General features: G+C 72.1%; 16 protein-coding genes. 5 read left to right on the top strand and 11 right to left on the bottom strand.

The genetic code is table 11. The features are described from left to right. The first annotated feature begins 2 nt into the window (after positions 1 to 2). From ACWDD7_RS35500 to ACWDD7_RS35490, 3 genes are read left to right on the top strand one after another with little or no spacing between them, the layout of a single operon-like run. Complete coding sequence (locus ACWDD7_RS35500; protein ID WP_392217528.1) at positions 3 to 824, top strand: hypothetical protein; 822 nt, start codon at positions 3 to 5, stop codon at positions 822 to 824. Next, positions 824 to 2,731, top strand: coding sequence for a fumarate reductase/succinate dehydrogenase flavoprotein subunit (locus tag ACWDD7_RS35495; protein WP_450460436.1), 1,908 nt, complete (start codon positions 824 to 826; stop codon positions 2,729 to 2,731). The genes ACWDD7_RS35500 and ACWDD7_RS35495 overlap by 1 nt, the downstream gene beginning before the upstream one ends. Continuing rightward, a complete protein-coding gene (locus tag ACWDD7_RS35490; protein WP_450460435.1) occupies positions 2,728 to 3,501 on the top strand; it encodes a succinate dehydrogenase/fumarate reductase iron-sulfur subunit in 774 nt (257 codons plus the stop codon). The genes ACWDD7_RS35495 and ACWDD7_RS35490 overlap by 4 nt, the downstream gene beginning before the upstream one ends. Positions 3,502 to 3,511: 10 nt before the next feature. Here ACWDD7_RS35490 and ACWDD7_RS35485 read toward each other — a convergent pair whose 3' ends face one another. Further along, complete coding sequence (locus ACWDD7_RS35485; protein WP_450460434.1) at positions 3,512 to 4,672, bottom strand: hypothetical protein; 1,161 nt, start codon at positions 4,670 to 4,672, stop codon at positions 3,512 to 3,514. 197 nt (positions 4,673 to 4,869) lie between these two features. Between ACWDD7_RS35485 and ACWDD7_RS35480 the strand changes: the two genes are divergently transcribed. Beyond that, positions 4,870 to 6,429, top strand: coding sequence for a hypothetical protein (locus ACWDD7_RS35480; protein WP_450460432.1), 1,560 nt, complete (start codon positions 4,870 to 4,872; stop codon positions 6,427 to 6,429). 142 nt (positions 6,430 to 6,571) lie between these two features. Here the strand turns inward: ACWDD7_RS35480 and ACWDD7_RS35475 are convergent, their stop codons facing one another. The 5 genes from ACWDD7_RS35475 to ACWDD7_RS35455 form a co-directional block, all read right to left on the bottom strand. After that, positions 6,572 to 9,160, bottom strand: coding sequence for a SpoIIE family protein phosphatase (locus tag ACWDD7_RS35475; protein WP_450460431.1), 2,589 nt, complete (start codon positions 9,158 to 9,160; stop codon positions 6,572 to 6,574). Positions 9,161 to 9,478: 318 nt separating this feature from the next. After that, positions 9,479 to 9,886, bottom strand: coding sequence for an ATP-binding protein (locus ACWDD7_RS35470; RefSeq protein WP_351870117.1), 408 nt, complete (start codon positions 9,884 to 9,886; stop codon positions 9,479 to 9,481). Positions 9,887 to 10,065: 179 nt separating this feature from the next. Next, positions 10,066 to 10,476: a (deoxy)nucleoside triphosphate pyrophosphohydrolase gene (locus ACWDD7_RS35465; RefSeq protein ID WP_351870154.1), complete on the bottom strand. Its 411-nt coding sequence runs from the start codon at positions 10,474 to 10,476 to the stop codon at positions 10,066 to 10,068. 90 nt (positions 10,477 to 10,566) lie between these two features. Further along, positions 10,567 to 10,758, bottom strand: coding sequence for an SPOR domain-containing protein (locus ACWDD7_RS35460; RefSeq protein WP_351870120.1), 192 nt, complete (start codon positions 10,756 to 10,758; stop codon positions 10,567 to 10,569). A 368-nt stretch (positions 10,759 to 11,126) separates the two neighbouring features. Next, complete coding sequence (locus ACWDD7_RS35455) at positions 11,127 to 11,879, bottom strand: GntR family transcriptional regulator (protein WP_351870123.1); 753 nt, start codon at positions 11,877 to 11,879, stop codon at positions 11,127 to 11,129. Between the two features lie 270 nt (positions 11,880 to 12,149). Here ACWDD7_RS35455 and ACWDD7_RS35450 point away from each other — a divergent pair, with 270 nt between their 5' ends. After that, positions 12,150 to 13,391: a serpin family protein gene (locus ACWDD7_RS35450; protein ID WP_450460430.1), complete on the top strand. Its 1,242-nt coding sequence runs from the start codon at positions 12,150 to 12,152 to the stop codon at positions 13,389 to 13,391. Here ACWDD7_RS35450 and ACWDD7_RS35445 read toward each other — a convergent pair. The 5 genes from ACWDD7_RS35445 to ACWDD7_RS35425 all read right to left on the bottom strand — a co-directional run. After that, a complete protein-coding gene (locus ACWDD7_RS35445; protein WP_450460429.1) occupies positions 13,372 to 15,882 on the bottom strand; it encodes a DEAD/DEAH box helicase in 2,511 nt (836 codons plus the stop codon). The two genes, ACWDD7_RS35450 and ACWDD7_RS35445, sit on opposite strands and share 20 nt — an antisense overlap. After that, the gene (locus tag ACWDD7_RS35440) at positions 15,879 to 17,492 is read right to left on the bottom strand and encodes a site-specific DNA-methyltransferase (protein WP_450460428.1); all 1,614 of its coding nucleotides are present in this window, start codon (positions 17,490 to 17,492) and stop codon (positions 15,879 to 15,881) included. Before ACWDD7_RS35440 ends, ACWDD7_RS35445 begins: the two co-directional genes overlap by 4 nt. A gap of 209 nt (positions 17,493 to 17,701) precedes the next feature. Beyond that, on the bottom strand, positions 17,702 to 22,588 hold the full coding sequence (locus tag ACWDD7_RS35435) for a DEAD/DEAH box helicase (RefSeq protein WP_450460427.1): 4,887 nt from the start codon (positions 22,586 to 22,588) through the stop codon (positions 17,702 to 17,704). 179 nt (positions 22,589 to 22,767) lie between these two features. Continuing rightward, positions 22,768 to 23,997, bottom strand: coding sequence for an MFS transporter (locus ACWDD7_RS35430; protein WP_450460426.1), 1,230 nt, complete (start codon positions 23,995 to 23,997; stop codon positions 22,768 to 22,770). A gap of 88 nt (positions 23,998 to 24,085) precedes the next feature. Further along, positions 24,086 to 24,598 (bottom strand): phosphopantetheine-binding protein (locus ACWDD7_RS35425; RefSeq protein WP_450460425.1); only part of this gene is annotated, 513 nt, incomplete at its 5' end.

The following is a 24,598-nucleotide window of genomic DNA, read 5'->3' as shown; positions in this document are numbered from 1 at the left end:
TCTTGGCCACTGGTACGGAACACCGACACGACGGCGGCGGCGTGCGCGCCCCCGGGCGCGCCGCGATCGCCGCCGCCCACTTACGGACCGACCGCTGGTGGCTGGCGCCCGCCGGCACGGCGGCCGGTCTGCTGGCCTTCGTCGTCTACTCGACCTGGCGGGCCTTCGCGAACGCCGACTACTACGCGTCGCCGTACGTCTCGCCGTTCTACTCCCCCTGCCTGGCGCACGACTGCCGGCCCATGCCCGGCGGTCCGAACGCCGAACTCCTCGGGAGCTGGTGGGGCATCTCCCCCGCCGTCGTCATCCTGGTCTTCCCGCTGGGCTTCCGGCTGACCTGCTACTACTACCGCAAGGCGTACTACCGCGGCTTCTGGGCCTCCCCGCCCGCCTGCGCGGTGGCCGAGCCGCACCGGAGGTACACCGGTGAGACCCGCTTCCCGCTGATCCTGCAGAACGTCCACCGCTACTTCTTCTACGCGGCCCTGCCGGTCGCCGGCGTGCTGACCTACGACACCGCCCTGACCTTCCGCGACGAGCACCACCGGTGGGGCCACATGGGTCTGGGCACCCTGGTCTTCCTGGTCAACATCGCGCTGATCTGGACGTACACCCTCTCCTGCCACTCCTGCCGGCACATCGTCGGCGGGCAGCTCAAGCACTTCTCCCGGCACCCGGCGCGCTACCGGGCCTGGCGGTTCGTGGGGCGGCTCAACGCCCGGCACATGCAGCTGGCGTGGGCCTCGCTGATCGGAGTGGCGCTCGCCGACTTCTACGTCTATCTGCTCGCGTCCGGTGTCTTCGACGATCCGAGGTTCTTCTGATGCCCGTGGTGGACCGCCAGGAGTGGGACGTCGTCGTGGTCGGTGCCGGCGGCGCCGGGCTGCGGGCGGCGATCGAGGCGCGCGAGCGGGGCGCCCGTACGGCGGTGATCTGCAAGTCCCTGTTCGGCAAGGCGCACACGGTGATGGCCGAGGGCGGCATCGCGGCGGCGATGGCCAACGCCAACGAGCACGACACCTGGCAGACGCACTTCCGCGACACCCTGCGCGGCGGCAAGTTCCTCAACCAGTGGCGGATGGCCGAGCTGCACGCCCAGGAGGCCCCGCAGCGGGTGTGGGAACTGGAGACCTGGGGCGCGCTGTTCGACCGTACGAAGGACGGCCGGATCTCCCAGCGCAACTTCGGCGGCCACGAGTACCCGCGCCTCGCCCACGTCGGCGACCGCACCGGGCTGGAACTGATCCGCACCCTCCAGCAGCGGATCGTCGCGTTGCAGCAGGAGGACCGCGAACGGACCGGGGACCACGAGTGCGGCCTGAAGGTCTTCCAGGAGTGCACGGTCACCCGGGTGCTGAAGGACGGCTCGCGCGTCGCCGGGGTCTTCGCGTACGACCGCGAGACCGGCCGCTTCTTCGTCCTGGAGGCCCCCGCCGTGGTCCTCGCGACCGGCGGCATCGGCAAGTCCTTCAAGGTGACGTCGAACTCGTGGGAGTACACCGGCGACGGCCACGCGCTGGCCCTGCTCGCCGGGGCGCCGCTGCTCAACATGGAGTTCGTGCAGTTCCATCCGACGGGCATGGTCTGGCCGCCGTCGGTCAAGGGCATCCTCGTCACCGAGTCGGTGCGCGGCGACGGCGGGGTGCTGCGCAACTCCGCCGGCGAGCGGTTCATGTTCGACTACGTGCCGGACGTGTTCAAGGAGAAGTACGCCGAGTCGGAGGCCGAGGCCGACGGCTGGTACGACGACCCCGAGCACCACCGCCGCCCGCCCGAACTGCTCCCCCGCGACGAGGTCGCCCGGGCCATCAACGCCGAGGTGAAGGCGGGCCGGGGCTCCCCGCACGGCGGGGTCTTCCTGGACGTCTCCACCCGGATGCCGGCGGAGGTGATCCGGCGCCGGCTGCCGTCCATGTACCACCAGTTCAAGGAGCTGGCCGACGTCGACATCACGGCCGAGGCGATGGAGGTCGGACCCACCTGCCACTACGTGATGGGCGGCATCGCCGTCGACTCCGACACGGCGGCGGCACGCGGGGTGCCGGGTCTCTACGCGGCCGGCGAGGTCGCGGGCGGCATGCACGGCTCCAACCGGCTCGGCGGCAACTCCCTGTCCGATCTGCTGGTGTTCGGGCGACGCGCGGGCCTGCACGCGGCCGAGTACACGCGGGCACTCGCCTCCGGGCGACCGCGCGTGGACGACGCCCAGGTCGACTCGGCGTCGGCCGAGGCCCTGCGGCCCTTCGCCGCGGGGGCCGAGGACGGGACGGGCGGCCCGGAGAACCCGTACACCCTGCACCAGGAACTCCAGCAGACCATGAACGACCTGGTCGGCATCATCCGCCGCGCGGGCGAGATGGAACAGGCTCTGACCAGGCTCGCCGAACTGCGCGCACGCACCCGCCGGGTCGGCGTCGAGGGCCACCGCCAGTTCAATCCCGGCTGGCACCTCGCCCTGGACCTGCGGAACATGCTGCTGGTCAGCGAGTGCGTGGCGCGGGCGGCACGGGAGCGGACGGAGTCGCGCGGCGGCCATACGCGGGAGGACTGCCCGGCGATGGAGCGGGAGTGGCGCAACATCAACCTGCTCTGCTCCCTCGACGGCGAGGGCATCGGCCTGACCCGGGAGACCACGCCCCCCATCCGCCCCGACCTGCTCGCCCTGTTCGAGAAGGAGGAGCTGGCCAAGTACCTCACCGACGAGGAACTGGAAGGGGAGCTGTCCGAATGAGCGGCTACGAGGCCCGCTTCAGGGTGTGGCGGGGCGACGAACACGGCGGCGCGCTGAGGGACTTCACGGTCGAGGTCAACGACGGCGAGGTGGTCCTGGACATCATCCACCGCCTCCAGGCGACCCAGGCACCGGACCTCGCGGTGCGCTGGAACTGCAAGGCGGGCAAGTGCGGTTCGTGCTCGGCCGAGGTCAACGGCCGCCCCCGGCTGATGTGCATGACCCGCATGTCGGTCTTCGACCGCGCGGAGACCGTCACCGTCACCCCGCTGCGCGCCTTCCCGGTGATCCGCGACCTGGTGACCGACGTGAGCTTCAACTACGAGAAGGCACGGGAGATCCCCGCCTTCGTGCCGCCGGCGGACCTGGCCCCCGGCGAGTACCGCATGTTCCAGGAGGACGTGGACCGCTCGCAGGAGTTCCGCAAGTGCATCGAGTGCTTCCTGTGCCAGAACACCTGCCATGTGGTGCGCGACCACGAGGAGAACAAGCGGGCGTTCGCGGGCCCGCGCTTCCTGATGCGCGTCGCGGAACTGGACATGCACCCGCTGGACGCGGCCGACCGCGCCGGTCTCGACCGCGGACGCGCCGCGCAGGACGAACACGGCCTCGGCTACTGCAACATCACCAAGTGCTGCACCGAGGTCTGCCCCGAGGGCATCAGGATCACGGACAACGCCCTGATCCCGCTGAAGGAACGGGCGGTCGACCGCACGTACGACCCGCTGGTGTGGCTGGGCTCGAAGATCGGGCGACGGCTTTCCTCCTAGCCCGCACGCCTCATCCCACCCATCCCTCCCGGTACGCCCGCCAGTCCGCCTCCGTGGCGGCGAAGTCGACGTACAGGGCGACACCGAAGCGGGTGCGGTGGGCGTCGGTACGGGACAGTCCGAGGCGTACGCCCCGTACGGCGGCCGGGACGGTCTCCGCGCGGGCCCAGTGCCCGAACCGGTTCTCGTGGTAGAAGGGCAGGCCCATGAGGAGGTGGGTGGAATCGGGGGTGACCTCCAGGGCGAGGCTGGTCTGCTGGGCCACGTAGCCGCCGTACAGGCTCGGCAGCGGCTGCATGGTGTCGTACGACATCACGGCGATCTGGTCCACCCGGCGGGCCACCTGCCCGAAGTACGCCTGCGACCACCACTTGGGATGCCCGGTGGTCGCGCCCCAGAAGGAGTGGAAGCCAGGGAGGGGGTCGATCTGGTGGGCGGCGACGGACAGCAGCGCGTGGTGGGCGTGGGTGAGGGCACGCAGATCGTCGAGGAGGGCCAGGTAGTCATGGTCGCCCGAGTGCAACGGCTCCAGGTCGAAGTGCGCGCCCTGGAAGCCGGCGGCGAGAATCCGCCGCGTGGAGGCGAGGACCGCGGCCCGGGTCGCGGGGCGCTCCAGGCGCAGGCCCTCGGGCCCCTCGCTCGCGAGCACGTCCCCGAGCCAGGCCTGCACCCGCACGCCGGGCAACGCCCGGTGCAGGGAGCCGATCAGCCAACGCGCCTTCGGATACGCGGAGTCGGGCAGCGTCCCGTCGTCCTCCAGCGGCCCGGAGTGCACGTACAGATCCCTGACCCCGGTGCCTCTCAACCGCCGCGCGAGCCCCTCGACGTCCTTCTCCGTCTTCCGCCCGTCCACCCAGGCGTGCCCCAGCCAGAGCGCGTCCCGATCCCGGCTGCGGGTGCCGGGGGCGGGATCACCGGAGTAGTTGGCACGGAGCGCGCCTTCGGCGGTGAGCACGGCGAGGACCAGCAGGAGGAGGCAGAGGCCGAGGGCGGTGAGGACGCGGCGCAGGGGGCGGCGGGGCTTGGGGCGGGCCGGGGTCCGCGGGTCCGCTTCCGGTTCCGCTCCGACGCCGGCACCCGGTTCCGCCGCGGCGTCGGCATCCGGTTCCGTTCCGGCACCGGCACCGGCACCGGCACCGGATGTCGGCTCCGGCTGGATCTCCGCGTCCATTCCGCCCCCCTGTCCGCCTCGTCCCCCACCCGTATCCGCCCCGCTCGCGGTGCGGTCCGCTCCCCCATACGCTCCAAAATGTGACGTCATCCCTGTTCCGGGGCCGCCCCCGGCGTGCCAAGGCACACATACGGGCGCGGGTGACGCATGCCGTGCTGGGTGCCCTGGTGGGGGCCGGGTGGCTGATGTTGCCGTTGATGACGATCACTACAGGCGCTCCGGTTCCCGCCTCCTCCGCCGGAACGGTGGCGAGCGCTTCGGCACCGGGAGGGGGCGGCACCTCCACGGCGGACTTCGTCCTCCCCCTCGTCGTGGTGGCCGCGGCGGCGGCTCTGGCGGCCTACGGCTACCTGCGCCGCGTGCGCCGCACCCGAACCCGTACGACACCGGGGACGATGCCGGGCCATCCGCAGCCCCCCACCCTCGCCGACGCCGAACGCCAGGCCAGGACCGCCCTGGTGCTGGCGGACGACTGCGTGCGGACGAGCCGGGAGGAACTGTCGTTCGTGCGGGAGAGGTTCGGGGTGGTGAAGGGCGGGGCGGGGGCCGGCGAAGGCGGGGAGGCCGAGGACGGGGCGGAGGCGGCGACCGGGGCCCTCGTCCGTGCGCCGCGGGAGACGGAAGCGGAAGCGGTGACCGAGGGCTTCGCACGGGCCCTGCGGGGGGCCGAGGCCGAGCTGGTGGCGGCGTTCGCGATGTGGCGGAGGTACGAGGAGGGCTTCCCCGAGGGGACGGCGGCACGGCGGCAGGCGTTGGCCGGGGTGGTGGGGCGGTGCGCGGAGGCGGGGCGGCGGCTGGATGCGGAGGCCGCGGCCCTGGATCAGGTGCGGGGGCTGGAGGGACCGGGGGCCGGGGCGGCGTCGGAGGTGGCGGAGGGGCGGTTCCGGGCGCTGGCGGTACGGACGGTGGCCGCGCACGGCACCCTGGCGGCGCTCCGGGAGCGGTACGCGCCCTCCGCGACCGACCTCGTCACGGGCTCGGTCGAACAGGCCAAGGACCGCCTGCTGTTCGCCACCGCCCGCCTCAACGAGGCCCGCCGGGCCATCGACGCGGCCGACGGCGACCGCGCCGCCCGGAGCCTGCGCGCCGGCGAGGGCGCCGTGGCCCAGGCCGAGGTCCTGGTGAGCGGCGTGGAACGACTCGCGGCGCGGCTGCGGGAGGCCGCGGCGCTGGTACCGGCGGCCCTGACCGGCGCGGAGGCGGACCTGGCGGCGGCCCGGCACGGGCGTTCCCGCACCCCCCTGGCCATGGGCGAGCGGGCCGCCCGGCTCGCCCACGCGGACGGCGTACTGGCCGCCGTGCGGGAGGAGTTGACCGGCGCCCTCCCGTACGACCCGCTGGACGCCCTGCGCCGGATCACCCGCGCCGTCGGCCGGCTGGACGTGGGCCGCTCCGGCGTCCTGGACACGGCGGCGCTGCTCGTCGCCCACGCCGCGCTCGACTCGGCCGACGACTTCATCGCGGTGCACCGCGGCGCCGTGGGCCCGGAGGCCCGCGCCCGCCTGTCGGAGGCGGCACGGACACCGGTCACGGACACCGCCGCCGCGTTCGAGGCCGACACCGCCGCCAGGGAGGCCCGTACCCTCGCCGAACGCGACGTCCGCACCCACGGCACGCCCTACCCCGACACCACCACCGCCGGCCTCCCCGGCGCCGTCCTCGGCGGCATCCTCCTCGCCGAAGAACCCGACGGCGGCCCACCGGCGAGCTTCGGGGGGCCGGCGACGCGGGGCCGAAGGCATAGGCCGGCGCCTTGACAGCGCCGCGCGCCGGAACCGGGTGACTCCATCAGGTCCGGAACACCGGGGCGGACGGGCAGGGCGGGCGCGGGGAGAGGCGGAGCGGCGGCGACCGCGGCGGCTTCTCCGCGCCGCGCGGCGAATCCGTGGACGGGAACCGTCAGAACAGGCTCAGCAGCGCCTCCGCCGGGTCCGCGAACACCGCCTCCGCCCCCGGCAACGGCAACTCGAACCACACCGTCTTCCCCCGCGGCGTCCGCCGAGACCCCCACGCCGCGCTGAGCAACTGCACCAGCTGCAACCCGCGGCCCCCCTCGTCCGTGTCCCGAGCCCGCCGGCGCCGCGGCTGTACCAGCCCGCCGTCCCACACCTCGCACACCAGCGTCCGGTCCAGCAGCAGCCGTAGCCTGATCTCCCCCTCGCCGTACCGCAGCGCGTTGGTGACCAGCTCGCTGACCAGCAGCTCCGTCGTGTCGACCAGCGCGTCCAGCCCCCACCCGAGAAGCTGCGCCCGAGCGTGCTCCCGCGCCCGCCCCACACTCCGCGGCTCCCGCGGCAGCGTCCAGTCGCCGACGGACTCCGCCGGCAGCCCCTGCACCCGGGCCATCAGCAGCGCGATGTCGTCCTCGCCGTGGTGCGTGTTCAGGGTGTTGAGCACGTGGTCGCACACGTCCTCCAGCGGCCGCGCCGGATCCGTGAGCGCGCCGACGAACGCGTGCAGCCCCTCGTCCAGCGGATGGTCCCGGGACTCCACCAGCCCGTCGGTGTACAGCGCGAGCAACGAGCCCTCGGGCAGCTCGACCTCCACCTCCTCGAAGGGCTCGCCCCCGACCCCGAGCGGCATCCCGGGCGGCACGTCCAGCATCAGGGCGGGCTCCCCCGGCTCGACCAGCACCGGCGGCAGGTGCCCGGCGTTGGCGAACGTACATCGTCGGGTCACCGGGTCGTACACGGCGTACACGCACGTCGCGAGGTACACCTCGGAGTTGTCGGCGTCCCGCGGCTGCCGCGCCGTACGCGTCGCCTGCTGCACACCTCCCGGCGTGCCGAGCCCCCGCGCGATCTCGTCCAACGCGGACAGGACTTCGGCCGGTTCGAGGTCGAGCAATGCCAAGGTCCGTACGGCCGTGCGGAGTTCACCCATCGCGACGGCCGCCCGCAGCCCGCGGCCCATCACGTCGCCCACCACCAACGCCGTACGGTGGCCGGGCAGTTCGATGACGTCGAACCAGTCACCGCCGACCTCGGTCGCCGCGTTGCCGGGCAGATAGCGGCAGGCGATGTCCAGGCCGGACGCCTCGGGATCGCCCGGCGGCAGCAGGGAGCGCTGGAGGATCAGCGCCCGCTCGTGCTCCCGGCGGTACAGCCGCGCGTTGTCGATGCAGACCGCGGCCCGCGCGGCCAGCTCCACCGCGAGGTCCCGGTCCCGTTCCCCGAACGGCTCGCTGCCCTTGGTCCGCGCGAACCGCACGAGCCCCACCACCGTGTCGTGCGCGACCATCGGCACGGCGAGCGTGGACTGCACCAGGCTGCCCTCCTCGGCCGGCACGGCCCGCGGCCGAGCGGCGCGCAGGGCGTCCGCACAGGGGGAGTTGAAGGGGAAGTGGTGTACGGCGCCGACCTTGACCGTCTCACTGGCACGGCCGGCGGGCGCGTCCGCGACGGCGCTGGCGATGGCGACCCGGCGCAACTCGGCGCTGCCGTCGGCCATCCCGGGCGGGGTCTCGTCGCCGGTCAGCAGCCCCTGGTAGAGGTCGACCGTGGCGAGGTCGCAGAAGCCGGGGACGACGACGTCGAGGAGTTCGCGCGCCGTGGTCTCCAGGTCCAGCGAGTTGCCGATCCGGGCCCCGGCCTCGTTGAGCAGCGCGAGGTTGCGCCGGGCGGCCGCGGCCTCCCGGGCGGCGGCGCGGCGGGAGGTGACGTCGGTGGCGAGCCAGGCGACGCCGATGGGCCGGCCGCTGCCGCTGTGCACGCGATAGAGGTTGACGGACCAGTGCCGGCGCTCCTCGGAGCCCGGCACATGACCGGTGACGTGCATGTCGGTGACGGGATCGCCGCTCTCCAGTACCCGCCGCAGGGTCGCCGCGACCCGCTCGGCCTCGCCGCGGGGCAGATAGTCGAAGACCCCCCGGCCCCGGTGGTCGTCCGGGCTGCCGCCGAAGACGGAGGCGAACCGCTGGTTGACGCGGCGCACCCGAAGATCGAAGTCGATCAGCAGGAACCCGAAGGGGGATTGCCCGAATATCGCCTGGGACGCGGCGAGATCGGTCTCGATCCTGCGCAGGGTGCGGACGTCCACGACGATGCAGACGGCCGCCTTCTCGCCCTCCGCGGTCCGGGTCGGCATCACATAGACCTCGGCCAGCCCGTCCGCCCCGCGCCCGCCCTCCGGAGGGTCCGGCATCCGGAAGGGCACGACTCCGGTCCACTCACGCCCGTCGAGGATCTCCGCCATCTTGCGCTGACCCTGTTCCCGGAGGTCGGGGTCGATGAACGCCTCTATCGGGTCCATGCCCGCGGCCCGCGCGGCCGGGATGCCGAAGAGCTGCTCGGCGCGCAGGCTCCACTGGTCCACCAGGCCGTCGGGACCGATGGAGAAGGAGGCCACCTTTATGTAGTCGTACATGGAGCCGGGCGGACTGCTCTGCCACAGGGCGTCACCGGGCGCCGCCGCACCCGCGGCGGTCTGGTCCCTCGCGCCGTCCGACGGGTCCTCGGACTCCGCGGCCTTCGCTGGTATCTCGCTCACGCGAACCGTCCCCTCCAGCTCACCGCACCCGGTACCGGTCACCGGGGGCGGCTGCCCGCAGTATCCAGCACTCCGGCGCCGCGCGACACGGTGTTCACGATCACAGCTCGGTCCAGACGTTTTTCGGACCGCTCCGCGACAACACTTCCACTCTTCTAACCAGGGAACACGCCCCCGAATCACACACTCCGGGCCTGTCCGCGGGCCGGAGTCACACGGTGGACCACAGGGCGTCCGGTGTACACCCCCTCCGCCCCTTCGGGCGCCCCTGCCTCACCCCGGGCACCCCCACGCCACCCCGATGCGCCCCCGGCACCGTCACCCCGGTACGGCCAGCTCGAACCAGACGGTCTTCCCGCTCACGCCGGGGCGGGTGCCCCAGCGGCGGGAGGACCCGGCGAGCAGTTGGAGGCCGCGCCCGCTCTCGTCCTCGGGCCGCGCGACGCGCTCGCGCGGCAGGTCGGGGAGCGGGTCGGAGACCTCCACCAGGAGGGAGTCGTCGGCGCCGACGCGCCGTACGAGCCGCACGCCGATGGGGCCGGTGGCATACCGCAGCGAGTTGGTGACCAGTTCACTCACCAGCAGCGCGGCGAGGTCGGCGACACAGTCGAGGTCCCAGCCGTGCAACTGGCCGCGGACCGCCGCCCGGGCGCTGCGTACGGCTCCCGGTTCCGCGGGAAAGGTCCACTCGGCGCAGTCGCCATCGGTGTCGATCACGCCGATCACTTCCCAGGCCGCGAGCTGTCCGGTTTCGTGGGGTTAATTGGCCCATACCCGATAAGTGATGGCCAGTACCGTCCGGACGGTGGGAGTGTGGGTCGAACGGCGTACGCCGGTCGGGCCACGGAGCCGGGCGGCCCGCCGGCAACGGTTCCGCGCACCGGGCGGCGCCGCACCGGGGCACATCAGCGCGCCCCCGCCCCCAGGCGCCCCGCGACCTCCCGCACCGCGGGCACGTCCTGCTCCAGCCAGGGCACGTCCCACAGTTGCGCCGGAGTCAGCCAGCGCAGTTCGTCGTGGTCCTGGAGGGGTTCGGGTGCGGGTGAGCCGGGGCGCAGCCGCGCCGTCCACACCCACAGGACGTACGGGTCCCGCAGGGGCCATCGGCCGGGTACGCGCTCCACGGTCTCGGCGTCGACGCCGAGTTCCTCGCGCAGTTCGCGCACCAGGGCGTCCTCGGGCCGCTCCCCCGGCTCGACCTTGCCGCCGGGCAGCTCCCAGCGTCCGGCCAGGTCGGCGGGCGCGCTGCGGCGCGCGGCGAGCAGGCGGCCGCCGTCGAGCAGCGCGGCACCCACCACCACGGTCCGTTCCGTCATGGGCGTCATGGAGCGGAGCCTACGGGAGGCCCCGGGGCACGGGCGCCGCCGGTCGATCGCGGTCACCCTCCCCGTACGAGCGCCGCCGGGTCAGCCGCGGGCGCTGTCCCCGTTCTGCCCGAGGCGCTCGACCATGTAGAGCTGCTTGTGCCCCCGGTCCTCGAAGCTGTCGGCGATCTTCTGCGCCTCGGCCCGGGTCGCGTACCGGCCGACGCGGTACCGATTGCCGTTGTCGTCCTGCCGTATGACGATCCAGGGCAGGGAAGCCGTGCCCTCACTCATGGTCCGCTCCGCCCCCATCGCGCCCTTCACCCTTTCCGGCATCACGGGACCCCCATCCCGTCCCGGGCCCTCGCCGGGCCCCGCCTAAGGAAACCGCAATACGCATATGCCCGAGCGTACGCCCAACCTTTACTCAGCGAATACGCCTTTTCACAAAGAGGTACGCAACCAGTCAGAACGCAGGGGCGCACGAGAAGGAATGCGCCCTCGGTGAGCCGCTCGGACACATGACCCACAAAACCGCGCCCACCTGCGAAGACGACCGGACCCCGGCATCGGCGGCACGACCCGCGCGGTCCCGGCACCGGCGCACCCGCCCCAGCGCGAGCCCCGGCGTGTGCGCTACCTCACTCCGCGGCGCCCGGCCCTCACCGCACCGGCAGGTGGTACGCCACCCGGTACCGGTCCGCGGGAATCACCACGTCCGCGGTCTCCACGGGGCGCCCGGACGCGTAGTACGTGCGCTGGACGACCAGCACGACATGGCCGGGAACACCGCCGAGGAGATGCAGTTCCTCGGCGAGACCGGGGCGGGCGCCGACCTCCTCGGTGACGTTGTCCACGATGACGTCGATGGCGCGCATGCGCTCGACCACGCCCATCCCGCCGAGCGGCCCCTCCTCGGGCAGCATCACCGGGGTGCGGCCGGTGACGGCGAGCGGCTCCCAGGAGGTGGAGACCATCATCGGCTCACCGGCGTCGCGGTACAGGTACTTGGTGCGCATGACCCGCTCGCCGACCTCGATCCCGAGCCGCTCGGCGATGGCGGCCCCGGCCTCGGTCTGCCGGCTGCTGGACTCCCAGGTGCCGCGCACCGAGGCGTCGGCCTGCTCCTGCCGGAACGGGGTGGCGCCGCCGCTGGGGCGGTAGCCGGAGCGGGACACCCGGCGCGGCACGGGCCGTTCGCGCACGTACGTCCCCGAGCCCGAGCGGCCCTCGACCAGGCCCTCGGCCATCAGCACCTTGCGGGCCTCCAGGGCGACGGTGTCCGAGACGCCGTACTCCTCGCGGATGCGGGCCTGGGAGGGGAGCCGGGTGTGGGGCGGCAGTGAACCGTCGACGATCTTCTTGCGGAGATCACCCGCGACGCGCAGGTACGCCGGCTGCTCACCGAAAGTCACTGGCCGCTCCCATCAGGCTGTACAGACAGCAACAGCCTGGCAACCGTGGGTTGAGCCGTGCAAGCAAAGGCCAGAGAATCACTCGAAGTGATGACATCGGGCCGGCACGGCCCCCACCCAGCACTTTCTCCCCCGGGTGGGCACCCCTTCACACCTACCGGACGCCGGCCGGGGCCCCGGACAACTCCGGCCGCCCGAACGACAGTCCGGGGACACCGGTACCGTGCCTCTTACGACTTGTCACAGGTAAGCGGGACACAGGGGGCGGATTTGAGGGTGGAGAACCGGGTCGACGGCGCCGTCGTACGCACGGTGAACGGACTCACCGCGCGGTGGGGCGCCACCGCGGGGGGCGGCACGGTGTTCTCCGCGGCCGGGGTCTGGCCCCTGCTGGCCCTCCTCGCGGACGGCGCGGCGGGCCCCGCCCGGCAGGAACTGGCCGACGCGCTCGGCGTACCCGCGGACCGGGCGGCGGCCACCGCACGGGAGTTGCTCGCGGCCCTGGGCTCGGTGTCCGGCCTGGACGCGGCGCTCGGCCTGTGGACGCACCACGAGCTGCTGCTGCGCGAGGAGTGGCTGGCCCAGCTCCCGGCGGGCGCGCACGGCGCGTTCGGGGACGATCTCGTCACCGCGCAGGAGCGGCTGGACCGCTGGGCGGCGGAGCGGACCGGCGGCCTGGTCGAGCGGATGCCGGTGACGCTGAACCGGCAGACGCGGATGGTGCTGGCCGGCGCCCTCGCCCTGCACACCACCTGGCGCCAGCCCTTCACCGAGCAGCGGCTCACCCCGGAGTCGGGCCCCTGGCAGGGCCGTACCCTGCGCGGCCTGCACCGGCGCAGCGTGCGCCCCGACCGGGTGGGCGTCGCGGGCACCCCGGACGGCTTCGTCACCGCGCTGACCGTCCCCGGCGACAACGGCGTCGACGTCCATCTCGTCCTCGGCGAGGAGCGCATGACGCCGGGCCAGGTCATGGCCGCGGGCGTCGCCGTGGTGGAGCGCGCGCTCGCCCTCACGCCGGGCGGCGCGCTGCCGTACGGCGAGGTCGGGCCCGGCCTGCGGGTGGAACGGGAGCCGGCCGTCGCGCCGGAGCCGACGTCGCTGGACGTGCGGACGGTGGCCTACGAGGTGCGCGCGGACCACGATCTGCTGTCCCTGGCCGACCTGTTCGGCCTGAGGACGGCGACGGACGCGCGGTTCGGCCACTTCCCCGGGGTGAGCGCCCACCCGCTGGCCGTCTCGGAGGCGCGGCAGTCGGCCGTGGCCCGGTTCGGCGCCCTCGGGTTCCGCGCGGCGGCGGTGACGGCCGTGGCGCAGATGTACGGCAGCGCCGCGCCGCAGTACCGCTACGAGACCACGGTCGTCCGCGTCGCCTTCGACCGTCCCTTCGCCTTCCTCGCCACCGACCGCGACTCGCGCCTGGTCCTGCTGGCGGGCTGGGTGACCGACCCGGCGCCCTACCCGGCACCGGGTTACGCGGGCAGCGCCGGGCGGCCTACCCCCGGGCGCCCGTGAGGGTCAGCAGGGCGTCCCAGGTGCTCGCCTGACTCAGGTGCTCCTCCGTGGCGAACACGTAGCGCCAGGTGCCGAAGTCCCCGCGCCCGGTGACCTCCTTCGCCCAGGCCTCGGCCGCGGCCTTCTTGGCGAGCACCGGCGCCCCGGCCGCCTCGGCGTTCGACTTGCCCTCGACGAGCCACTGCGTGCCGTCCTCGCCGAGGGCGATGAAGTCGGGGAAGTACCGTGCGCCGTTGTCCAGTTGGATGTACGTGCCGCTGTGCGACTCCAGCCGCAGCCACCACTGCACCTTGGGACTGACGTCCATCAGCCGCGCCAGCTTGACCTCGGTCGACAGCGCGTCGAAGTGCACGACCGGGAGGATCGAGCTGCCCCAGCCGGTGTAGCCCATGCCCCGGATCACCTTGTCGGTGATGCCCAGCTGGGGCATGGTCCGGCCGGGCCACGGCTGGACCGGCGGCGGCAGCGTCACCTTCACCAGCTCGTGCTCGACCGTCGCGAGCTTCTGTTTGAAGCTGGTGACGACGAGCCGCTCCAGCTGGGTCAGGGCCAGCTCCGCGCGGGCCTCGCCCCAGGGCGTGCCGTCCCCCGCGTCCTTCTCGACCGCCGCGGCCAGGAACGTCCGTACGATCGTCTGCGCGGCCTCGACCTCGTCGGCCGTGAGCTTGAGCTGCGGCAGGTTGAGGATCCGCTCCTCCAGGTCCTCCCTGACCTTCGCGAGCGGCCAGCTGCTCTGCGTCCCCACGGCCGACTTCTCGTCCCGCACCTGGACGCTGAGGCCGCCGTCCAGCGCGTGCGAGGCGGTCAGCGCCTTGCGCTTCAGCTCCACCTCTATCTCGTGCTTGAACTGCCTGCCCTTCTCCGCGACGGCCTCGGCGCTGACGAAGGACAGGCTGTAGGTGTCCGGCTTCTCCAGCAGGCGCCTGCTCGGGAAGACGATGCTCGGGGCGCCCTCCACCGGCCGCATGACCTGCTGGATCTGCTCCTTCTCCGCACCGGCCTCGGCGAGCCGGCCCGCCATGTCGGCCATGCCGAGGTAGACGGCCTCGGACGTCTCGCCGTCGAGACCGCCGTCCCGGACCGGGGCGTCGGCGGTGAACGCCAGCATGCCCTGGGTCTCGGTCTCGTGGTACGCGGGAAGCGGGGCCGCGCCGCCCGAGGTCGCCGCAGCCGCCGTGCCCGGAGCGCTCGAAGCACCCGTCGCGCCCGAAGAGGCGCCCTGCCCCCCGGCCTTCCCGGCCCGCTGCGGCAGCGTGTGCTCCAGCAAAGCCTCCTTGGAGTCCAGCAGCCGCCGGTACGACTCGTGGGCGATGATGTCGACGCAGTCGACCATCGAGAAACCGACCCGTTCCCCGTACGGCAGGCGCAGGCCGCGGCCGAGGATCTGCTCGGTGAGGGTCTGGGAGGCGAGGGCGCGCCGGGCCACGATCACGCTGATGTTCTTGACGTCCCAGCCCTCCTTCAGCATGTCGACGGAGACCACGGCCCGCACCGGCGAGTCGGGTTCCTCGATGCCGGCGAGGGCCTCCAGCGCGTCCTCCTTGCTGCCGGAGGTGATCCGCAGCACCGCGCCCGGTTCGTCGACGAACCCGGGGCCGGCCAGGATCTCGGCGGTCTCGGTGGCCTCCTCGATGCTCTGGCAGACCACGAAGAGGACGGGGTTGACCATGGGCCGCCCGTTGCGCTCCGCCCACTGCCGGGTGGTCTCCTCCTTGACCCTGCGCAGATGGCAGGCGTCGGCCAGCTGGGTGCGGATGTCGGTGTGCCCGTCCTCGCGGTAGACGATGACGGGAATCTTGACCAGCTCTTCCGCGATGGCCTCGGCGAGGGAGTACTGGAAGACGACCCGGCCCGGCACGTTGCGGTCCGTCTCGTCCGGGGTCGCCGTCAGGCCCACCAGCGCCCGCGGCCGGAGATCACGTACCGCCTCGTGGAACCGCTTCGCCTCGCTGCGGTACACGTGGTGCTCGTCGGCGATGACCACCAGGTCGTCCACCGAGCGCAGATGGTCGTAGAGCGCGGTGCCGATGAACTCGTCGGTGGAGTAGGTGGCGCGCGAGGACTTCGCGGTCGGCTTGGTCAGCAGCTGGACGTTGAAGATGAAGACCTTGAGCGCGTCCGGGTCGTGCATGGCGTCGCCGACCCGGCCGCCCGCGTAGTTCTCCGGCGTGATGACGAGCGGCTCGTGGGTCGCGCCGGGCACGAACTTCGGGTGTCCGGGCGTGAAGTTGGCGACGGTCTTGCGCTGGATGGTGCGGCCGGGGGTGACGATGAGGATGTTGCGCACACCCTGGTCGGCGAGGTAGTCGATGAGCGCCCGGCAGATGTACGTCTTGCCGACACCGGTCGCCAGGTCGCACACGACCTCCCGGCCGTCCCCGGACCGGATCTCCTCCACGACCCTGGCCACGGCACGGCGGTTGGGGTCCCGCAGGGCCATGCGGGTCGCGAGGTCCTCGATCGCCGCCCGGTCGTATGTGATCCAGCTCAACGCAGCACACGTCCCTTCATGTCCAGCAGGTCCTGGGGGGCCTTCTTGATCCGCGAGCCGGGGCTGAGCCGCTCCAGGAGGCTCGCCGCCTCCCGCAGATAGCTCTTGGCCACGATGAGCACCCGTTCGTCCTCGTGCAGCGCCGCGACGACGGACCGCACCGTGCTCTCGGAGACGAGCCCGTCGACCACCGCGAGGCGCTGGCGCCCCTTGCCGCCGGCGAAGGGCGGCTCGGCCTCCGGGTCCAGTTCGAAGCCCGGCAGCTGGGCGCAGGCCGCCGCCGCGAAGGCGGCGCCCTCGACCCAGGGCGCGAGCAGGACCCGGCCGGCGAGGCGCTCGTACATGGACGGCGCGACCTCCAGGCGGCGGAATCCGCCGCCCTTCTCCCAGCCGGTGGTCTCGGAGACCCCGCCGGAGTCCTCGCCCTCGACCACCTTGCGCAGGCGCGGGAGCACGTACGCGTCGACCGTCTCCGGCTGCCGCTCCACCGTCACCCAGCGCCGGCCCGTCTTGTGTGCGACGGCCGCGGTGGTGCCGGAGCCCGCGAAGCAGTCGAGGACGATGTCGCCGGGGTCGGAGGCGATGGTGATGATGCGGTGCAGCAGCCGCTCGGGCTTCGGGGTGCTGAAGGCGGCGGCCCGGCCGAACAGCGCCGCGCTCTCCTTGGCCGCCTCCTCCGTGTGCCCGGTCTCCTGGTGGGTCCACCACGTGTTCGGCACGATCCCCGGCGCCTCGGAGAGGAACTGCTTCACCCGGGGCACGCCGAGGCCGCCCGCGCCGAAATAGATACGGCCGTCCTCCAGGAGCTTCTCGAAGGAGTCCCGCGTGGTGCGCCAGCACCGCCCGCTCGGCGGGACGTGCCTCTTCCCCGAAGGGGCGACGATCTCGTACGACAGATTCGGCCGCAGATTGGGCGCGCTGAAGGAGATGGACCGCCAGGGGCCGCGCGGGTCACCGTCCGGATTGGCGTAGTCGCTCGCCTGCTCGGGCTGGAGGGGCAGTTTGTTGCGCGCCGTCCGGAACCGGGCCGCGTTCTTGGCGTACACCAGGATGTAGTCGTGGGACGTCGAGAACACGGCGTCGTTGGAGCGGGAGTGGCGCCGCTGCCACAGGACGGTGGAGATGAAGTTGGACCTGCCGAAGATCTCGTCCAGCAGGACCTTGCAGTACGCCATCTCCGTGTCGTCGAGTTCCAGCCACAGGCTTCCCTCGTCGGACAGCAGGTCCCGGATGAGCAGGAGCCGGTCGCGCATCATCGTGAGCCAGATGGAGTGTTCGAGCCCGTCGTCGTACTGCGCGAAGGTCAGGCCCGTGTTGAACGGCGGGTCGATGTAGACGAGCTTGACCTTGCCCCGGTACTCGTCGGCGAACTCCGGCAGCCGGGTGAGCGACCGGAGGGCCTCCGCGCTGTCGCCTGTGATCAGCAGGTTGTCCCGGGCCCGCTCGCGGTCCTCGCGCGTCTCGCCCACGGTGGTCACGTCGGTCAGCAGGCGCGTCTCGGTCACCCGGACGTCGTCGCGGTCGACCCACTCGTAACCGCCGTCCTGGGTGCTGATGAGTGACCTGTCCTTGTTGACCCAGGACAGGCTGAGGCGCCCCGAGGTGCCCATGCTTTTCCTCCAACTGTCGTGACATCCGGAAGCGTACCGACGAGGACCGACAGTGCTGCCCCCGCACGGCGCGGCATGGGCTTTCCATCTGCAAATATACGGCTTCGCCGCAGGGGCGGTGCCCGCCAGGCGCCGGGTTCGGCGGGGTGCCTCGATGTCCGGCAGCGCCTCGTCGTGCTCGTCCCGTTCACCGACGACGTGGCGTTCGCTCAGGCGCGCGGTTCCATGATCTCCAGTGCCGGAAGGGCGTCCACGATCCTCATCGTCTCCAGGCTGACCGTCACGACCCGCCGGAGCAGGTCGACGATGTGGCGCGGGTCGTTCGACCAGTCGTTCGGGTCGTTGACGATGCCCGACGCCTTGTCCGCCTTCACCTGGTAGCGGTCGATGATCCACTCGATCGCGGAACGGGCGCCGAGCTGGTAGCGGTACGCCTCCTCCGGGATGTCGGTCAGCCTGATCCGGGTGTTGTAGACGATGGTCGAGCGGTCGGCCTGTCCCCTGGTCTTCGGGATCTTCATCTTGGTGACGCGGTACAGCTCCGCCGCCGGCGTGGCGGACGCGTCGCCGCTCACCGTCTCCACGATGCCGCCGTACGGCTTCACGCTCTCGTAGTCCGCGTGCAGCCCGGCGAGTGCGCGTCCGGCCTCGGCGAAGCCCCGGAAATCACTCACCTTGGGGATGCGCGGCAGGTTTTTCCTCAGGTCGGCGGCGAAGCGGGTGCGGTACTCGGGCGAGTGCAGCAGCGCGTAGGTGTAGTGGAAGACGTCGTCCTTGGTGATCGACGGGTCGTCGTAGGCACCGCGGAAGCCGGTGCGGGCCGCGTCGGTGATGTTGTCGAGGCGCCGGTAGCCCTTGTCGGCCTCCTCGTCGGCGGCGGCGAGCGTGAGCAGGTCGTCGGCCTCGGTCGCCCGGTAGGTGAACCGGGGGAAGAACTGGCCGCCCTCCGAGCCCCAGAAGTTGAGGTCCGGCACCGAGCGGACCATCAGCACGGAGAACGGCTTCTGGGCGCCGAGCCCCGTCATGTAGAAGCCGATGTTCTCGTGCTCGGGCGTCGGGAAGAGCCGGCCCAGCTGGTACACCATGTCGTTGAGCCGTGCGTCGTAGACCACGTGCTGCCTGGTGAAGGGCCGGTACGACGCCACGTAGGCGCGCCCCGGGTCGTAGGAGCAGGTGACGCCCCGGGCCACGTTCGACTTGTCGACGCGGTTCCAGCTGAAGCGGGTGGCGTCGTAGTCGATGAACTTCTCGGCGTCGTCGGCCCTGGGCTTGGCGAGGCCCGTCGCCCTGGCCTGCGCGGCGAACGCGGCGACCTGGTCGTTGTAGAAGCCGATCATCGACTCGACGTTGTCGGTGAGCCGCCGCTCGGAGAAGTTGTAGACCCAGGCGTCGCGGCCCGTCTTCAGCCCGCTGGAATGCACCTCGAAGACGGCCTGCGCGGCGCCCTTGCGGTCCTTGTCGCCGAGGGCCTGGTACCCGGCGAAGGCTTCGTCGCGCTGGTTGATCCAGTCCCCTTCGGCGTTGGGGGTCTTGCGCTCCCACTCCACCGAGTCCAGGTCCTGGGAGGCGAGGATGCGGAGCTTGTCCTCGCGGCTGAGGTGGTCGCCGATGTCGCGGTAGTACAGGTCGCAACCCGCCCGGTCCGTCGCGCCCTTGACGAGGATGAGCACGGCGACGGTGTTGCGGCTCCCGGAGCCGAAGATCTTCCCGCCCTCCTTGCGGGACTGCTCGCCCGCCGTGCGCTGGTTTCCGCGCAGGTTGTAGCAGTAGACGGCGTCGAACTCCGCGACCAGGGACCTGCGCAGCCCGTCCGCCGTGTTGCCGTCGATGTAGCCCCCGTTGGAGACCAGGGCGACGACGCCCTCGCCCCCGACGCGGTCGGAGGCCCAGCGGATGGCGCGGATGTAGGAGTCGTACAGGGAGTTCTTGTTGGTCGCGGTGGACAGCGCCGCGTAGGTCTCCTGGATGCGGGCGTCCAGGACGGGGTATTTCAGGTTCCTGTTGTCGTCGTTCTGGCTGTCCTGCCCCGCCGAGTACGGCGGATTGCCCACGACGACCATCACCGGCCGGCTCTTCTGCCTCTTCGCGCGCTCGCTGTTGCCCTCCGGCACGTCCATGCCGTCGAGCCGCGCGGCGCCGCCCTCGGCGAGCTGGAAGGTGTCGGTGAGCACGATGCCCTCGAAGGGCGCGTACGCCCCCTGCCGCCCGGTCAGGTCGGCGTACGCCGCCTCGATGTTGATCGCCGCGATGTAGTAGGCGAGCAGCACGATCTCGTTGGCGTGCAGTTCCCTGCCGTACTTGCGCGCGAGGTCCGCGGGCTTGACGAGGCCGGACTGCAGGAGCCGCACGGGGAAGGTGCCGGTGCCGGTGAACGGGTCGATGACGTGCACGCCCTCGTCGCCCAGCGAACGGCCGAGGTGTCTGGCGAGGGCCTGCTCGGTGCAGCGCAGGATGAAGTCGACGACCTCGACCGGGGTGTAGACGATGCCGAGCGCGTCGGCGGTCTTGGGCAGCGCGGTCTTGAAGAACTGGTCGTACAGCTCCACGATGACGCGCTGGCGGCCCTCGTGGTTGTCGATGCCCTCGGCGCGGACGCGGACCGAGTGGTAGAAGTCCTCCAGCGTCGTGGTCTCGGCGTCGAGCCCCTGGTCGTCCAGGACGTCGAGCATGCGCTGCATCGCCCGGGAGACCGGGTTGTGCTCGGTGAACGCGTAGTCCTTGAAGAGCGCGTCGAAGACCGGCTTGGTGACGATGTGCTGGGCGAGCATGTCGATGGCGTCGGCGTCGGTGACGCCCGGGTTCATGGTGCCGCGCAGTTCGCCGACGAACTCCTGGAAGGAGGTTTGCTTCTCGGGGATCGTCAGAGCCGCCTTGATGCACGTGACATGGCGGTCGGCGATCCGGGCGATGTCCTTGGCCCAGTCCTCCCAGTAGTGGCGCTCGCCGACCTTGTCGACGATGCGGGCGTAGACGGCCTCGCGCCAGTCGCCGATGGAGAAGAGGGCGTCCTGGATGTGCTGGGCGGTCTCCTTCGCCCTGGTGCCGCCGCCGTCCCGGTCGCCTGTCGTCTCGTCACCGGCACCGGCACCGGCACCGATGTGCCCGATGCCGATGGTGTCGGGCTTCTTCCGGTTCAGCTCGATCTGGTTGACGGTCGCGTTGAAGCGGTCGTCGTGCGCGCGCAGCGCCTGGAGCACCTGCCAGACGGTCCTGAAGCGCTGGTTGTCGGCGAGGGCCTGCTCCGGCGGCGTCCCGGCGGGCACGGCGACGGGCAGGATGATGTAGCCGTAGTTCTTGCCGGGCGCGGTGCGCATGACGCGGCCGACGGACTGGACGACGTCCACCACGGAGTTGCGCGGGTGCAGGAACAGCACCGCGTCCAGGCTGGGCACGTCGACGCCCTCGGACAGACAGCGGGCGTTGGACAGGATGCGGGCGCTCGCGGGGCCCGGTTCCTGCTTGAGCCAGTCCAGGAGCCGGTTGCGCCGGAGCGTGTCGAAGGTGCCGTCGACGTGGTCGACCTCGCAGCGCAGCACCTCGGCGTCGGCGTCGGCGTCGGCGTACGCGTCGACCACCTCGTTGAAACGGGCGGTGATCTTCTTGGAGTCGGCGATGGAACGGGCGAACGCGACCGCGCGCTTCATCGGCGCCTCGTCCGTGCCGAAGCCGCTGCCGTCGGCGAAGGTGCCGGTGCGCTTGGCCATGGCGTTCCAGCAGCCGATGATCTTCGCGGCGTCGTCCAGGTTCAGCTCGCTCGTCCCCCCGGCGAAGCCCGCCTGGAGCGTCCTGGCCACGACGCCCTCGTCCACGGTGAGGATGAGCACCTTGTAGTCGGTGAGCAGCCCCTGCTCGACGGCCTCGCCGAACCCGAGCCGGTGGAACTCCGGCCCGTAGGTGGCCTCGTCGTCCATCGACGCCACGACCGCGTCCGCGTTCCGGGCCTCTTGCTCGCTGTCGTCGGCGTACACCCGCGGCGTGGCGGTCATGTAGAGCCGGCGATCGGCGCCGAGGAAGCCGTCGTCGTGCACCCGGACGAACGCGGACTCGTCGTGACCGGAGAGGGTGACGCCGGTGGTGCGATGGGCCTCGTCGCAGAGGATGAGATCGAACCGGGGCAGTCCGCGCCGCTGTGCCGCGGCGACGGTCGCGATCGACTGGTAGGTCGAGAACACCACGGTGAGTCCGGGCGCTTCTCCACTCACCCGGGCGACCAGCCGCCCGGGATCGGTCGTGGCCGGCAGCGCGAGGTCGTGGACCGCCATGTCCCGCTCGTCGCCCCGCACCCGCAGCTTGCCGACCTTGGCGTCGGAGCAGACGGCGAAGGCGCGCAACGGGACCTCGCTCTCGTACGACCACTCGCGCAGCGTCTGCGCGAGGAGCGCGATGGAGGGCACCAGGAAGAGCACGCTGGTCCGCTCCCCCCGGCCGCTCCCGGCCCGCTCCCGCTGGAGCCGCTCCGCGATCTTCAGGCTCGTGAACGTCTTGCCGGTGCCGCAGGCCATGACGAGCTTGCCGCGCTGATGCCCGGCGAACCCGGCGAAGACGTCCTCGACCGCCGTGCGCTGGTGAGGTCGCGGCCGCTTCTTCTCCCGCAGCCTCATGCCGAACTCGCCGCCCGTGCCCGGCGCGGGCAGCCGCCATTCCACCGGGCTGTTCGCGATGTCCGGCAACCCGAGCCGCGTGACCGGGACTTGCTGCCCGTCCAACGCCGCCTCGGCGTGCTCGCTCCACCGGTCCGTGGTGGAAACGATCAGCCGCCGGGTGAAGGCACCCTTGCCGGACGCCGTGAGGAAGGAGTCGATGTCCTCCTCGCGGATCGTGTGCCGCGGCTCGTGGAACGTGCACTGGATCGCACAGAAACCGCCGGTCTCCCGGTCCTGCGCCACCAGGTCGATCCCGGTGTCCCGTCGGTCGTGCGCGGCCCCCGGCCAGTCCCCCCACAGCCACACCCGGCTGAACTGCTCGCTCCACTGCGGATCGGTACTCAGGTACCGGGCCACCAACTCCGCGAACCGGCTCCCCCGTTCGCGGTTCCCGGCCGCCCCCTCCCGGATCGCCTCCAGGACGTCGTAGACCGACACCGCAGCCCCGCTCAACGCTCTCCGCACCCCAGACCCACTCAGCCGCCGGACTCGCGCCAACCCTACTGGCGGGGCGGGACGGCCGTACCGGATCCCCGTGGCCCCCGGCCCCGCACCGCGTCGACCGGGAGCCCGGAACGGCACTCGGACGTCGAACCGGAACATCTACCGCGGCGCTCCCCCGACGGGCTGTGTCAGCGCACCGGCTCGGCCGAGGGAACGTTCTCCACCGCGCGCACCGACCGCGAGGCGACCATCGCGGCCGTCGCGACCACGTGGATCGCCGCGCAACCGAGCAGGGTCGCGGTGATCCCCGCGGCCTGCGACACCGGGCCGACCACGAGCTGGGCCAGCGGAACCGCCGCGATCGACCCGAGCATGTCGTAGGAGTAGACCCGCGCGAGCCGGTCTTCCGGCACGTGGTGCTGCAACGACGTCTCCCACGCCACGCCGTACTGCTCAAGGCACAGCCCGGCCACGAAGGCGGCGATCATGAGCAGCCAGGGCTCCGGGTACAGGGCGAGAGCCAACGGCAGGCCCGCGAACGCCACCACGCACGCCACGCCCAGCAACAGCAGCCTGCGCACCCGGATCCGCAGCGCGACGAAGGCACCGGCGACCATGCCCGCGGTCTGCGCGGCCAGCACGAAGCCCCACGCCTCACGCCCGATCACGGTGTCCGCGAGGACCGGGCCGAGGACCATCGTGCCGCCCGCGTGCGCCGCGTTGACGAAGAAGAAGGCCACGACCACGACCCAGACCCAGGTCCGCGAGACGAACTCCGTCCAGCCGACCCGCAGTTCGGACAGCACCCCCGGCCTGCGCTCGCCGGCGGCCCCGGCCGCCGGTACACGCACGAACGAGAAGCACAGGCCCGACAGCGCGAACGACAGCGCGTCCACCGCCAGGCCCCAGCCAGGGCCGGCGAACGCGATCAGCAGGCCGCCCAGCGACGCGCCCGCGATCATCGACGCGTTCAGCCCGAGGCGCAGCAACGCGTTGGCGCGCTGGCGCTGTTCGGCGGGCACCGTCTGCGGCGCGAGCGCCGAGGACGCGGGGAACGAGAAGGCGCTCGACATGCCGTTCACGGCCGCCAGCACCACGAACGCCGGCACGGACACCGTCCCGGTCAGCACCAGGACGGCCAGAAGCCCCTGGCTGACCGTCGACACCGCGGACGACCCCGCGAGCACGAACTGGCGGGGCAGCCGGTCCGCCACGACACCGCCCCACAGCAGGAACACCAGGTTCGCGATCGAGCGCGCCGCCACGACGACACCGAGCGTCGTGACCGACCCGGTCACGTCCCGCACGGCGAACACGAGCGCGATCTGCGCCATCGCGTTGCCGGCCATGGTCGTCACACGGGCACCGAGCAGCCAACGGAAAGCAGGATGCGCCAACGGCGCGAGTGATCCTCCCATCAGGGGCACCGTCCCAAGTGCTCCGTTCCGGAGATCCTTCGGGGGGCGATCCCGCAGGCGCTCGTGCGTCTGTCGTGAGGAAGGTGACTCATCGCTCCCCGCGGGGCCGCAGCCTGGGTCGGGCGGCGGCACTCGCGCGCCTCGTCTCGTCGAGTCGGCTGGCCAGCCGGACCACCGTCGGCCCTTCGAACAGGTCCGCGAGGGAAAGGTCGACGTTCAGGGCCGTCCGTATCCGGCCGACCAGTCTGGTCGCGGACAGGGAGTGGCCGCCGAGCTCGAAGAAGTTGTCGTCGATGCCGACGCGTTCGAGGTCCAGTACGTCCGCGAAGAGACCGCACAGGATCTCCTCGACGGGATCGCGTGGGGCCCGACCGCCACCACCGCCGAATTCCGGCGCGGGCAACGCGGACCGGTCGACCTTGCCGTTGACCGTGAGCGGCAGGGCATCGAGCACGACGAACGCGGACGGCACCATGAACTCCGGCAGCACCGCCGAGACCGAACGGCGCAGCCCTTCCACGTCGACCCCGACGTCCTCACCCGCTACCAGATACGCCACCAGGCGCTTGTCTCCCGGCCGGTCCTCACGCACGACGACCAC

This window comes from Streptomyces sp. NPDC001056 (assembly GCF_053598955.1).
The sequence above is the reverse complement of the archived record's forward strand: the minus strand, read 5'-3'. Positions and strand labels throughout refer to the sequence as shown.